Annotated in this window: 14 protein-coding genes; 7 read left to right on the top strand and 7 right to left on the bottom strand. The window is 43.1% G+C overall.

Annotated elements, in window-relative coordinates; translation table 11 throughout:
* The first annotated feature begins 147 nt into the window (after window positions 1-147).
* Together scpB and V7K49_RS30145 are read left to right on the top strand one after the other, a co-directional pair.
* A complete protein-coding gene (gene scpB / locus V7K49_RS30150) occupies window positions 148-690 on the top strand; it encodes an SMC-Scp complex subunit ScpB (protein WP_322728545.1) in 543 nt (180 codons plus the stop codon).
* A 180-nt stretch (window positions 691-870) separates the two neighbouring features.
* Window positions 871-1,218, top strand: a complete 348-nt coding sequence (locus V7K49_RS30145) for a DUF760 domain-containing protein (protein ID WP_273764562.1) — start codon at window positions 871-873, stop codon at window positions 1,216-1,218.
* Window positions 1,219-1,663: 445 nt separating this feature from the next.
* Here V7K49_RS30145 and V7K49_RS30140 read toward each other — a convergent pair whose 3' ends face one another.
* A complete protein-coding gene (locus tag V7K49_RS30140) occupies window positions 1,664-2,872 on the bottom strand; it encodes an HhoA/HhoB/HtrA family serine endopeptidase (RefSeq protein ID WP_335070482.1) in 1,209 nt (402 codons plus the stop codon).
* 32 nt (window positions 2,873-2,904) lie between these two features.
* Complete coding sequence (locus V7K49_RS30135) at window positions 2,905-3,165, bottom strand: hypothetical protein (protein WP_335208913.1); 261 nt, start codon at window positions 3,163-3,165, stop codon at window positions 2,905-2,907.
* A 37-nt stretch (window positions 3,166-3,202) separates the two neighbouring features.
* Between V7K49_RS30135 and V7K49_RS30130 the strand changes: the two genes are divergently transcribed.
* The gene (locus V7K49_RS30130; protein WP_335208912.1) at window positions 3,203-4,096 is read left to right on the top strand and encodes a M23 family metallopeptidase; all 894 of its coding nucleotides are present in this window, start codon (window positions 3,203-3,205) and stop codon (window positions 4,094-4,096) included.
* 98 nt (window positions 4,097-4,194) lie between these two features.
* On the opposite strand, the gene V7K49_RS30125 is transcribed toward V7K49_RS30130, so the two are convergent.
* From V7K49_RS30125 to V7K49_RS30115, 3 genes are all read right to left on the bottom strand, one after another.
* A complete protein-coding gene (locus V7K49_RS30125) occupies window positions 4,195-5,232 on the bottom strand; it encodes an isochorismatase (RefSeq protein ID WP_335208910.1) in 1,038 nt (345 codons plus the stop codon).
* Window positions 5,233-5,343: 111 nt separating this feature from the next.
* Window positions 5,344-5,577 carry a type II toxin-antitoxin system RelE/ParE family toxin gene (locus V7K49_RS30120; RefSeq protein WP_334866404.1) on the bottom strand — a complete coding sequence of 78 codons (234 nt, stop codon included), beginning with the start codon at window positions 5,575-5,577 and terminating at the stop codon, window positions 5,344-5,346.
* A gap of 93 nt (window positions 5,578-5,670) precedes the next feature.
* Entirely contained in the window at window positions 5,671-5,793 is a 123-nt protein-coding gene (locus tag V7K49_RS30115; protein ID WP_334866406.1) for a hypothetical protein, read from the bottom strand.
* 426 nt (window positions 5,794-6,219) lie between these two features.
* Between V7K49_RS30115 and ispG the strand changes: the two genes are divergently transcribed.
* Window positions 6,220-7,446: a (E)-4-hydroxy-3-methylbut-2-enyl-diphosphate synthase gene (gene ispG, locus V7K49_RS30110; RefSeq protein WP_273764568.1), complete on the top strand. Its 1,227-nt coding sequence runs from the start codon at window positions 6,220-6,222 to the stop codon at window positions 7,444-7,446.
* A 265-nt stretch (window positions 7,447-7,711) separates the two neighbouring features.
* On the top strand, window positions 7,712-8,995 hold the full coding sequence (ctpC, locus tag V7K49_RS30105) for a carboxyl-terminal processing protease CtpC (protein WP_335208909.1): 1,284 nt from the start codon (window positions 7,712-7,714) through the stop codon (window positions 8,993-8,995).
* A 99-nt stretch (window positions 8,996-9,094) separates the two neighbouring features.
* Here the strand turns inward: ctpC and V7K49_RS30100 are convergent, their stop codons facing one another.
* Window positions 9,095-9,280 (bottom strand): DDE transposase family protein, encoded by a 186-nt coding sequence (locus tag V7K49_RS30100; RefSeq protein ID WP_335208907.1) that lies wholly within the window; start codon window positions 9,278-9,280, stop codon window positions 9,095-9,097.
* A 257-nt stretch (window positions 9,281-9,537) separates the two neighbouring features.
* Between V7K49_RS30100 and V7K49_RS30095 the strand changes: the two genes are divergently transcribed.
* Window positions 9,538-10,050 (top strand): DUF6174 domain-containing protein, encoded by a 513-nt coding sequence (locus V7K49_RS30095; protein WP_335208906.1) that lies wholly within the window; start codon window positions 9,538-9,540, stop codon window positions 10,048-10,050.
* A gap of 603 nt (window positions 10,051-10,653) precedes the next feature.
* Here V7K49_RS30095 and V7K49_RS30090 read toward each other — a convergent pair.
* A complete protein-coding gene (locus V7K49_RS30090; protein WP_334866415.1) occupies window positions 10,654-11,142 on the bottom strand; it encodes a hypothetical protein in 489 nt (162 codons plus the stop codon).
* 163 nt (window positions 11,143-11,305) lie between these two features.
* Between V7K49_RS30090 and V7K49_RS30085 the strand changes: the two genes are divergently transcribed.
* Window positions 11,306-13,228, top strand: coding sequence for a serine/threonine protein kinase (locus V7K49_RS30085; RefSeq protein ID WP_335208905.1), 1,923 nt, complete (start codon window positions 11,306-11,308; stop codon window positions 13,226-13,228).
* Window positions 13,229-13,395: the final 167 nt, after the last annotated feature.

Genomic DNA, 13,395 nt, shown 5'->3' with positions numbered 1-13,395 from the left:
TTTCTCTAGGTTTTTTCTCATGCCCGTTTCAAACAATAATTTTGGCAATTTAGGATATAATGCCACACACTTGTTGATTGTTAGTTGTCATCTGCTAATGACTAGTAACTAATGACTAGTAACTAATGACCAATGACTGATGATTAAATGATTACAGCCACAGCGACGAAGATAGAAGCAATTCTCTATTTAAAGGGTAAACCCTTGTCGCTCGGCGAAATCGCCGAGTATGCCGCGTGCGATCGCGCCACTGTCAAAGAAGGCATAATTGAACTAATGGACAACTATGCCCACCGAGATAGCGCTTTAGAGGTAATAGAAACCCCAGATGGTTATAGTTTGCAACTACGGTCTGACTTTCATGATTTAGTGCAAACGATGATACCAGTAGAATTGGGAGTAGGTGCATTGCGGACTTTGGCAGCGATCGCCCTCAATAGTCCCATACTCCAAAGCGACTTGATTAACCTGCGCGGTTCAGGAGTATATCAGCACGTTCCAGAACTCGTCGAACTTGGTTTCATCCGAAAGCGCCGAGACAGCGATTCTCGCTCCTACTCGCTCCAAGTAACGCCGAAATTTCACCAATATTTCCAAATCGAACAACTCCCGCAAATACTTTCCACCAGCCAGAAGGAAGAACAACTAGAACTAGAACTAGAACTGAAGGGAGTAGGGAGTGGGGAGTAAGAATTTTAGATTTTGGATTTTAGATTTTAGATTGAAATTTAATCCAAAATTGAATTGCTCAATGCCCAATGCCCCATTCCCAATGCCCTCTGCTTTTAAAGGCTTATACCCGTAGTGAATGCGCTACCCTTGTACAATGGTTTAAAGTAGAGTTAGCAATTAAGCTAAATAAAACTGCCAATGGTGTTTAATCCTGACTTCTTGAATGACAACTCTGAGGAACACCCTAATCAACTTCTTTCCGACCACTCTGAGGAATACCCCAATCAGTTACTCAAATATCTACAGCATCAGTCTCCTGATGTTTTAGCGAGGATTGCTCAGTCCGCCAGCCCCGAAATTAAACAAATCATCTCCCAAAATGTCCAAGGGCTAGTGGGAATGCTCCCTGTAGAAAATTTCAATGTGCAAATCACTACAGATAGGGAGAACTTAGCTGGGCTTTTAGCGTCGGCCATGATGACAGGGTATTTTCTGCGCCAGATGGAACAAAGAATGCAGTTAGAGCATTTGTCTAATGGTCAATAATCAATAGTCAGTAGTCAAACATTCTGAGACTATTGACCAAATAATTACTAATTCGTAATTCGTAATTAAGAGGGTACAGAGCTAACACCAAAATCTCTAGTTTGGTGGTCAACAAGACAGTGAGGGTACAGAGCCAGCACTGATTACAACTACGAATTACGAAAGCATTGCGGTAGTAATAGCGCAGGGTAAAGCCTTATCTTCTCCCAAGGGGAGACGCTGTTCGCTCTCAAGAGGCTTATCTGGGAGACGCTGTTCGCGTTCGCCAACGATATGGCAACTCTTAGAGACGCTGTTCGCGTTCGCCAACGATATGGCAACTCTTAGAGACGCTGTTCGCGTTCGCCAACGATATGGCAACTCTTAGAGACGCTGTTCGCGTTCGCTTAGAGCGAGTAATTGAGCCTCGGAACGAGCGTTAGTTGTCAATTACGAATTACCTTGACTACTTCCTTTCAGGATAAGCACCCGATTGCACTTTAAAGGTTTGAATTTTACCGCTGCGGTTGACTTCGATCACTAAAATGTCCCCAACTTTGCTGGCCTCTACCAACTTCTGAACTTGGGCTGAGGTTTTGACTGGTTTACCGTTAACTTTTTGAATCACGTCTCCAGGAAACAGTCCTCCGCGCTTGGCTGGGGAATCGTCTGTGACTCCTCTAATGACAATTCCAGCGTCCTGCTGAATGTTCAGTTGATTTTCTTGATTAATCTGCTGTTTTCTGATCGGAGAAAGGTCTGCCATTTCAATACCTAAGAAGGGATGTTCCACACGTCCTTTGGTAAAAAGTTCATTGGCGATGCGGGCGGCGGTTTCGATGGGAATGGCGAAACCGAGTCCTTGAGCATCAGCGCGGATGGCAGTGTTAACACCAATCACTTCGCCTTGGGCGTTTAACAAGGGGCCACCAGAATTACCAGGGTTAATTGCGGCATCAGTTTGGATAAAGCTGACTCGCTTATCTGGGATACCTACCTGAGTGCTAGTGCGATCTGTAGCGCTGATGATGCCAATAGTGACAGTATTATCTAAACCCAGAGGATTGCCAATAGCGATCGCCCATTCTCCTGGTATTAAGTTTTGCGAATTGCCCAGCTTCACTGTCGGTAAATGATTCGCTTTTATTTTCACCACTGCGACATCTGTCACAGAATCAGCTCCTACCACCTTCCCCTCTAGACTCCGACCATCTTTGAGAGTTACTAGTACTGTATCTGTATCTGCTACCACATGAGCGTTGGTGAGTAATTCTCCATCTTCGCTCAAAATAAATCCCGATCCCGTACCGCGCTCAATACGCTCTTGAGGAATTGGTTGTTCATCCTCTCCAAAGAATCGCCGCAAGAGGGGATTTTTCAAAGCGTCAGAGATCGGATTGGCTACTTTACGGGTGGCATTAATTCGCACCACAGCCGGGCCAACTTTTTGTACTGCTGTCGCAATAAAATTCACATTCTCGCCCCCAGTAGCCCCAATAGCTGCGTTAGGAGAATTTGGAACTATGGATTCTGGAGGCAAAGCCATTGTCACATTTCTTAACTGTTGGAACGAGGGATTTTGTAGCAAGAGATAGCGACTCCCAAACAAACCTGCACCACAGCCGAACACCAGTAAAAATACATAAACGCCCAATTGCTTTAAAGATAACTTCATAATCATTCTGCTTAAGGACAGCAATGCAGTTGCTAATTTCTAAGTGTAGTCAAGCTAACGGCAAGTGGATAGATCAATTTATAAGGAATTGGGAATTGGGGATTGGGGATTGGGGCACTTGTACTGAGCATCTCGGCTTCTCTACGAGACGCTACGCGAACGCTCGATGGAGCCGTTGCCGTTGGCGCAGCCTCTCCAAGAGTTGTATTGGGCATTGGGTGCAGAGTGGAAAGACTTGGTGCAACTTCCTCCCCTGCCCCTCTGCCTCTTTCCCCACTGCCCACTCTTCCCATCTAAAATCTAAAGTTAATGCGCTCCTGACCTGTATACATGACTTTACCTTTTCGTCAACTGTTTCTCTGTAGTTTAGTTAGCGCCTTGGGACTAGTATCCATAGTGCCAAACTCGAACAGTGCTAACGCTGCTGTAGGTGGTTGCCCAACTCCAGCCCTATCTCGCTTCCAACGCCATAAAGTTGTTCGTGGCGAAACTTTGGAGAGCATAGCGCAGCGCTACAATCTCATTCCCACAACTATTATCGGCATGAATCCAGCTTTACAGAACGGTGCGATTGCAGTCGTTGGTAGTGTACTTCAAATTCCTCCCTACAATGGGGTTGTAGTCGAAGTGCCTCGCGGTGAAACTTGGCGAGAAGTGGCGGCAAAATACAAAGTTCGTGCTGATAGCCTTTTTGAGGTGAATGGCTGCCAACAAGACCCCAGAATCGTGTTTGTTCCAGGGGTAAATTGGTCGCCCAATGGTGTTGTAACTAAGTCCCCTTTACCTACTGATACAGGCACACCAAACCGGGCATCTCTGTCTGGCTATCCCTTAGCACAAGTGGCAACTGTAGGATTAGCTTATGGCTGGCAAATCAATCCTGCGACAGGTCAAGTTTTCTTTCATAGTGGTGTTGACTTATTAGCACCAGTAGGTAGTGCTGTACAAGCGATCGCTCCTGGAACCGTAGCCTTTGCTAATGATCAAGGTACTTATGGCAAGTTGGTGATTATTAACCACAGTGGCGGACTCCAAAGCCGCTATGCCCAGCTTGACAGGATCAAAGTTACTGTCGGTCAGCAAGTGAAAAAAGGAGACTTACTGGGAACAGTAGGCACTAGTGGACAACCAAGTTCCAGCCAACCGCATCTCCATTTTGAAGTGCGTTCTAGCTCATCTCTGGGTTGGGTAGCAGAAGATCCAAAGGGTTATTTGAAGAAATAAGGTTCCTTTTGAAACGCATAGGCGCTTCGCCTTCTCACAGGGTAGGAACGCAGAAGAAATCTCTGTGTTCCTCTACCGAATTTTTACGATCCTTTGCGTTAAAAAAAGGATGCTATATTTTCGCTAGATTTTACGATATGCATTCCTGCCTCTGCAAACCTTGCAAATGCTGCATCTGCCTGTTCTGTGTAGTCCACAATACCGGGAACAACAACGGGGGAAGTGCAATCTTCTAAGAGATAGATTTTTTGAGCAAGGCTAGCATCTACCTGTTTAATTTCTGTTAATAAATCGTCAATTGTCCAGGCGACGCAATGACTTTTGGCTTGACCACCAATAATTACTGCATCAAATTCTAAAAGTTGCTTAATCAAGTGCGTGTTCTTTTGAGCAAGTGGACGCTGCTCAAAATCTTCTAATACTTCTGGGCGTAAGATGGAATAGTTTTCTGTTAAGGGGTTTTCACCTTTGATTTCAAATTGCGTCTGACTTTGACGAGCAATGCCGTGGAAAAATATCGCTTCTTCTACCGATGAAACTAAAGCATGACCAATACCGCCCAACATAGAATGATAAGGCCAAACAGTGAGCGGATATTTCCCATCTTGACTTAGTTGCTTAAGGTAATGGTAAGCATGTTTTTCTAATAGTTCATAATCCCCATTAGTAACACTGTTAGCAACTGCTGGGTTAACTTTCCAGATACCTTGTTGAATATCTGCTGGTGTGATGCTAGTTGCTGCTGGGGTGGGATGTTCTCCGGCGGCGTTCACCCAAAAGATCGGATGAAAAATTTGCGTTGCTGTGTGGGTGTCTAAGGTGGGTACAATTTTTGTAATTACTCCCAAATTGTGATAAATAAACTCACATAATCTGACATTATCATCCACCGCCTCATTCCCAGATTTTCCACCTACAAATAATTCAAAATCGGGGATGCAGAAGGTATTTTGGACATCAATTAATAGTAGGCAAATACGGGTTTTATCTAAAGATGCAGGTTTGATATCATGTTGTTTTGCCCAGATTTCAGCTTCGGCGGCACGTTCTTGGTAAGGTACGCGCCAGACTTCGCCCACTTCTTCAGGGTTAAAATGTGGGGGAATGGCTAGTTGGGTTGTTGTTTGGGTGTTCATTTAAAATCTGTACTTATTTTCTAATTATTAGGCTTGCCTTAGTTAAAAATAATGGTGAATTTAGTAAACGTCATCATGAGAACCTAAAGTTAGCAACAAAATTTCTTCCTCTCATGATTCAGGATTTGTAACAAATTTAAATAAAATCAGATTACGATAATCAATTAAGCATGAGTATCTACCCGATGAATCACCTTTTAGCTTGTGACTACGTAAACTGAGTTTAAATGAGTCTTCAGCGATTTGTTGTAATATTTGCTCAATTTGAGAACGTAACTCTGGATTTTTCTTGACTAGACGCTTAAAAGCACGAACAAAAGTTGGACTCCAAACCAAATTTTTCACTCGTTTAACTCCGCCATCAAATCTGCAACTGAACCACGCCGGACATTGCCCTGAGCATAATCACTTTCTGCTTGCACAATTTCTTTTAATAAGTCATCCCGTCGCTGTTGTTTGAGGCGCTTTTGGATAATAATCTACAAGAATATCCTGAGCTTCTGGATCTAACGCTTCTACTGCTTCTATGGCTTTCTGGAATGTAGATGTTTTTTCTAGCATAGGAGTTAAAGCATTTGGTGATAAGTCTAATTTAGCTGGTAGTAGGGGCGATCGCTCCTCAACCTCTTTCCTTAATAGTATATTTGTATTATAAAATAACAGATTTAGCGATCGCTCTCATCTAAACTTTGCAACATTGCCAACCGTTGATCTAACCACTCATCTGTAAACCAACCATAAGGTAAAACATCGTCAACTACATTTGTGCTGATTCCTCGTTAAGCTTTCCTAAGGAACGCTGTGCGATCGTTAACGCTACTCAGTTAGAAGAGTTTTTAATTGGTCTTTATTTCTTTGCCTGTCTGATTCTGATTCTCCATTTTTTTCGATCTGATCGTCCAAAAGAGCCACCAACTGTGGCAATCTGGGAAACAGAGATTTATCAAATCTGATATTTTAGCTACAGGAAATTTACCTAATAGGGTTATGCAAACTCTGCCAACTCTTACAACTTCTAACACCACAGTAGATCAACCCACTTTTGATACAACTATCAAGCGGCGTAAAACCCGTCCTGTAAAAGTGGGAAATGTCACCATTGGGGGCGGCTATCCCGTTGTGGTACAGTCAATGATTAACGAAGACACTCTTGATATTGATGGTTCGGTAGCTGGTATTCGTCGTCTGCACGAAATTGGCTGCGAAATTGTCCGTGTCACAGTTCCGAGTATGGCTCATGCTAAAGCTTTAGCAGAAATTAAACAAAAATTAATTAAAACTTACCAAGACATACCAGTTGTGGCAGATGTCCATCACAATGGGCTGAAAATCGCTCTGGAAGTCTCCAAGCACATAGAGAAAGTACGGATTAATCCGGGCTTGTATGTGTTTGAAAAGCCAAACCTTAATCGAACTGAGTATACTAAAACCGAATTTGACGAAATTGGCGATAAAATCCGCGAAACCTTAGAACCTCTGGTAGTTTCTTTGCGCGACCAAGGTAAATCCATGCGAATTGGGGTAAATCACGGTTCCCTCGCTGAAAGGATGCTATTTACCTACGGTGACACTCCAGAAGGCATGGTGGAATCTGCCATAGAATTTATCCGCATCTGTGAATCTTTGGATTTCCGCAACTTGGTAATTTCCATGAAAGCCTCACGAGTACCAGTGATGCTAGCCGCCTATCGCCTTATGGCCAAGCGCATGGATCAACTGGGTATGGATTATCCGCTACATTTAGGCGTTACGGAAGCCGGTGATGGCGAATACGGACGAATTAAATCCACGGCTGGTATTGCTACCTTACTTGCTGATGGCATTGGCGATACAATTCGCGTCTCACTTACAGAAGCACCAGAAAAAGAAATTCCCGTCTGCTATAGCATTCTCCAAGCTTTGGGATTGCGAAAAACGATGGTGGAATACGTCGCTTGTCCTTCCTGTGGACGCACTTTGTTTAACCTAGAGGAAGTGCTGCACAAAGTCCGGGAAGCCACTAAACACCTGACTGGATTAGACGTGGCAGTCATGGGTTGCATTGTCAATGGCCCCGGAGAAATGGCAGATGCTGACTATGGCTATGTTGGCAAAACACCTGGTTATATTTCTTTGTATCGTGGCCGAGAAGAAATTAAAAAAGTCTCAGAAGATAAAGGTGTAGAGGAATTAATTAACCTAATTAAAGCAGATGATCGCTGGGTAGAACCGTAAGGTAACTGGGGACTGGGGACTGGGGAAGAAGCAGGGGAGCAGAGGGGAAAGAGGTAATTTTCATTCTCCCCCTTGCCCCCAGCAAGAACTGCCCCTCTGCCTTTTGTGCCCCATGCCCAAAAACTTTGTATCTTTAAACTAGCAAGGTCACCGGATTGTCAAGTATTTTGTTGAAATTAGGAATACATCCTCCATCTGTACAGTGGTAGCCTGTGTTAGATTGAGCATACTGACTATATATTTTCCCTCTGACGCAGCTGTCATTATGGTGATTACAAAAAGTAGGCTTGTTTTGGGTGCTACGGTAGTGACACTCTCCACGATCGCTGTTACTAGCCTTGGCATTCACTCGCGAGGTGAGGCTTTATTTAAAGCAAGTCCCAAAGAATTGGTAGATGAAGTTTGGCAAATTGTTCAGCGCCAATATGTAGACGGTACTTTTAATCAGGTAGATTGGCAGGCTGTTCGTAAGGAGTACTTGAGCAAGTCCTACAGTAATCCGCAGGAAGCGTATAAGTCCATTCGGGAAATGCTGAAAAAGCTAGAAGACCCCTACACCCGATTTATGAACCCAGAGGAATTCAAGAGTATGCAAGTGGAGACCTCTGGAAAACTCACAGGGATTGGGATCACGATCAGTCAGGATGAAAAAACGAAGCAACTGGTTGTAATTGCGCCAATTGAAGATACACCAGCTTTTAAAGCTGGTATTTTGGCAAAAGATGTCATCCTCAAAATCGACGGCAAAAATACCAAGGGGATGGATATTAATCAGGCAGTATCCCTGATTCGAGGTGCAGCAGGAACGCAAGTCAATCTAACGATTCAGCGCGACGCTCAGACAAAAGAATTTGACATCAAGCGCGCGGAGATTGAAATCCATTCAGTTAAGTATTCCCAAAAGAAAACTCCAGCAGGTAACCTTGGGTACATTCGCTTGAATCAGTTCAGCGCCAATGCTGGTCAAGAAATGCAAATCGCCATCAAAGATTTAGAAACCAAGCAAGTAGCTGGATATATTCTGGATCTGCGTGGTAATCCAGGTGGCTTACTCTTCTCTAGTGTAGACATTGCCCGGATGTGGATAGATAAAGGTAAGATAGTCTCCACCGTTGAACGCCAAGGAGAGGCATCAAAAGAAGAGGCAAATGGACGCGCCTTGACGAATAAACCGTTGGTGGTTTTGGTAGATAAAGGTTCAGCTAGTGCAAGTGAAATCCTCTCAGGGGCTTTGCAGGACAACAAGCGTGCTACTTTGGTTGGTACTCAAACCTTTGGTAAGGGACTAGTGCAATCGGTGCGTCCCTTGGAAGATGGCTCAGGATTAGCGGTAACAATTGCTCATTACTATACCCCTAACGGTACAGATATTAATCATAAAGGTATTGCTCCAGATGTGAAGGTAGATTTGACCAAACAGCAGATGGAGGAGTTATGGCTCCATGAACGTGACAAACTCGCTACCCTAGAAGATCCCCAATTCGCGAAAGCAGTGGAAGTGATAGGTAAAAAAATTGCTGCTAAGAGCACAGCTTCAGCAGAAAAATGAAGAGTTAGGAATAAAGTTAGGAGTCAATAGTGAGGAGTTAGGAATAAAAACCATGATTGTCAACTCATAACTTCTAACTCCAAACTCCTAACTTTTAACTTAAACTGGTTGGCACTTCCCAGCCCTAATAAGTCCGACACGCCGAGCGATCGCTTCTTCTTGCAAACTAAAAGGCCCCCACTGTTCTATAATCTCTAGATTATCGTCGCCAACTTTATCGCTGGGGAGAATTTCGCAATTACCAACAGAACGCTTGACAATATACCAAGTTTGTGAATCATTCATACTTGAAATAAAAACTTTGTTTTTTACAGTAAGGATTCTAAGGCATACAGAAAATATTCTCCCGTGTATGCGATTGTGTCGGATCTGATTTAGCTATAGACTACACTTACAACCAGTTCCTTACAGCCAGAAATTTGCTATTTGCCCTTGGCTACCCACTAAAGAATTTTAATAAAAATATAAAGTGTACTTAAATAATAAGTAGATGAATTAATATATAATACATGTATAATACTTCTGAAATTCAATAGATTGATATGCGTTTACCTATTATTATCAGTGCGGGGTTATTGTTATCTTTCGGACTGAACCTACCAGTAATGTCCAAATCTCCCATAGAGATAGCACAAGCACAATCGCCAGCGAGTAATAACTGGAATTTAAGGCGCTCACAAAAGCGATTAGAATTTAATCGCCGTTTCTGGAGTGGGCAAAATATTTCCAATTATGACTATACATTGAGCAATAGTTGCTTTTGTATAGCCGATGCTAGGGGACCAGTAGTCATTAAAGTACGTAATGGTCAAACAACTTCCGTCACTTCTGTAGCTACAGGTAAACCAGTTAATCCAGAATTTTTTCAAAACTACAACACAATTCCTAAGCTGTTTGATGTGATTCAAGATGCTATCAAGCGTAAAGCCTTCAGCCTGAATGTGGAATACAGTGCTAGATTCGGCTATCCAACCAAAATTAATATTGATTACAACAGTCAGATAGCTGATGAAGAAAAATATCTCACAATTGAGAATTTTAAGGTAATTAAATAGTCGTCGTTGCAACCAGAAAATTAGATATTAAGGCAATAGGTATGCTTACCTTGATCATTAGAGGATGTTTGAAAAGTTTTAGGCGAATATAATTCGCTACTACACGAAGCTTAGTCTACCTCCGTGGACTAACGAAAAATCAAGGTTTTTTAACCCACGGAGGTGGGTTTTGTCTATGTAGCCAAGCCAGTGCGATCTTGGGGGTTTCCCCCATAAGCACCTGGTGTGCGACTTCTAGTCGCCCAGGCGAGTAACAATTTAGACTTTTCAAACAACCTCTTAGACCTCTTGCATAAATGCTTAAATTGTCATCTTGAGCGGAGCTAAACAGAGTAGTGAGATTTTTCTCTCAACTGCGTTCCGCTCAAAATGACATTCCTAATTTTTTGAGTTTTGCATGAGGTCTATTAACTGCTGGCGTTCAAGTTTCTATGTGCTGCTGTGCGAATGTCTCACAGTTAAAGGCGATGTCAGGGACGGTACTCCTATTCGGGAATAACTGGTAATAAAAATACAAGCCGAGATCCAACATATATCAAATGAACTATCTAATTTTTTGAGAGAGGTATTGAAAGTAGAACTGAATATTAACCATTTTATTTGTTACCCTTCTGGCAATTTAGCAAACGCCTGCTCAACTAACTCTTTTGCCTTAGCATCCAAACGCAGCCAATCCACTTCACCCAGTTCATCAATTAAACTAGTATCAACATCAGCAGCTTCCTTGTCTGGGCTGTATTCCAGAAAACACACTTGATAACATAGTTCCCACAAATCGATACTCGCTTCTTGCTGTTGACGCTGCAAACGTAGATGATATCCTGGATGGGGCATCGGCAGACGAGTAAGAGTCTCTCTGATTCCATCTGCTTCTTGGGGCGTTGCAGTTTCCATTGCTTGCAACAACTCAGTCACCAATGCTTTGATTTCATCAGTGGTGCTAGGCGGCCAAATCAGGACATCGTGGTAAGTTCCTGTCCAGGAAGATTCATCAAGCAACTTGCGGATATTGTCGATAACGCGAATGAAAGCAGGTTGCATGAGGATTTCAGCCTGCTGCCATGCAACTGAGTTTGTTATTTTAGGTGGCATTGGTAATAAACAGGGGCACTAAAAGAAAAATAAACAGTCTGCGTTTATTAAAAAGCTGCGTTTTTAATCTAAATCTTTTCTCAAGATAGCGGATTTCATTGAAGAAAATTTGGAGATATTTATTACCAGCTGAAAAATTAGGTAATAACTCTGGGGAGGGAATATGATCGGCAAGCTACTAGACCATCGTTACCATGTAATTCGAGTCCTCGCGATGGGAGGATTTGGTCAAACTTACATTGCCCAAGATACTAGGCGGCCCGGCAACCCCATCTGCGTTGTCAAGCACCTCAAACCCGGAACTGACCCCAGAGTTTTTGATACTGCTAAACGCCTGTTCCACAGCGAAGCCGAAACCTTAGAAAAACTAGGCAACCATGACCAAATACCCAGGCTACTAGCATACTTTGACGAAAATCAAGAATTTTATTTAGTACAAGAATATATTGAAGGACATACCCTAGCTGAGGAACTTATACCTGGTAAGCGCTGGGGTGAAAGCCAAGTAGTTCAACTGTTACAAGAAGTTCTGGAAATTCTCGAATTTGTCCACCGCCAAGGCGTGATTCACCGCGATATCAAACCAGATAATATCATCCGTCGGGCCTCAGATAATAAGTTAGTTTTAGTGGACTTTGGGGCAGTAAAGCAACTGCGTACACAACTGGTGACAGTGGGCGGACAACCCTCTCCCACAGTAGTTATTGGCACTCCTGGCTATATGCCCACAGAACAAGGGCAAGGTAAACCGCGCCCTAACAGTGATATCTATTCCCTTGGTATCATCGCTATTCAAGCACTAACAGGATTATCGACAACAGAACTGCAAGAAGACCCAGAAACGGGCGAAATCATTTGGCAGCAATCTGTAATTGTGAACTACCGACTGGCGGCAGTGTTGTCCAAGATGGTACATTATCACTTCAAAGACCGCTACCAAAACGCCACGGAAGCACTGCAAGCATGTAAAGACGCGATTAATCCTGTACCTGCACTTTCCACACCTCAAGAATCTGCCAAAAATTCCAGTTACCAAGCAGCCAAATCTCAGCGTCAAGTATCTCGGCTGCAAACTGTTGCAGTTGCACCAGCAAATCCTGTCAAACCTGCCCGTCAAGACTCTAGCAAATCTGATCCATGGCCGATATTAATTGGCATATTATTGGCGGGTGGTGCGGCTGCTTTGGTAACAAATGTATATCCAAATGTGAAAAATCTAGCTTCTAATCTTACAGGTAACGATACCGCCTTAGCAAACAAATGCTCGGCTGTTGTCGTTGGAAATTCCAATATTCGTTCTGAACCTAGTTCAATAAATTCTGATAATGTTTTGCAAATAGTTGCTGATAACACCAATTTCGAGGTGACTGGCAAGCGCACAAAACGAGGTTGGATAGAAGTTAAACTTAAATCTGGTCGTTTGGCTTGGGCCCACTCGGATGTGATAACCAATAATCAAGAATGGGGTTCTTGCCTGCGCGAAAAGGGCATTGCAACTAAGATTGTAGATGATAGTCCCCTGATTGCGACTCGACCGACTCCCAAGCCAAAAGCAAAATCGAGGGATGTAGTAACTCCATTACCAGAAAAATCGAAGGGGTTAACTGACGACACTGGGAAATCAGAACGAGCGCAGCCTAGTGATAACAGTGCCAATATTGTAGAACAAGCAAGACAGAAGTATGAATCAGGAGATATAGTTGGAGCGATCGCACTTTTGAGATCAATTCCGGCAAATGCGGCTTCTAGTATCCAAGAGACACGCAAAATGATTGCCCAGTGGCAGGAAGATTGGGCGAAAGCAGAGGCATTATCTAATGAGATCAACAAAGCGCTGGATGATGGTAAATGGGATAAAGTTTTAGATTATAGAAACCATCAAGAAAAGTTGCCTAATACTCAATATTGGCGAAATAGAATAGAACCATTATTTAAACAAGCAGCCGAAAATCTAGCAAAACAGGCACTAAGTCAACTAGAAAATCAAGGTAATCACAAGAGTACCCAACAGAAACTTCCCAATACTAACCAACCTGCCACTAAAGAGAGTCCCAATACCACAGAAACTCCTAAAAGTGGCTTTTAATAGTTATCAGTAAATACTGTTTACCTCGTTGGGAATGCCTAAAAGCAGGCTCCACCTCCTAAATTCGCGGCAGCAGCCCAATGAAGAACGTTTCCAGGTAGAACCTGGAAACGAGATTTTAAATCGGTGTTTATCTGTGGTTTATCAACAAGGGAAAAGGTAAAAAC

The sequence above is a fragment of the Nostoc sp. genome, assembly GCF_036919675.1.
GTDB lineage: Bacteria > Cyanobacteriota > Cyanobacteriia > Cyanobacteriales > Nostocaceae > Nostoc.
Note: the sequence above shows the minus strand (reverse complement) of the source record. Positions and strands in the feature narration are given on the sequence as shown.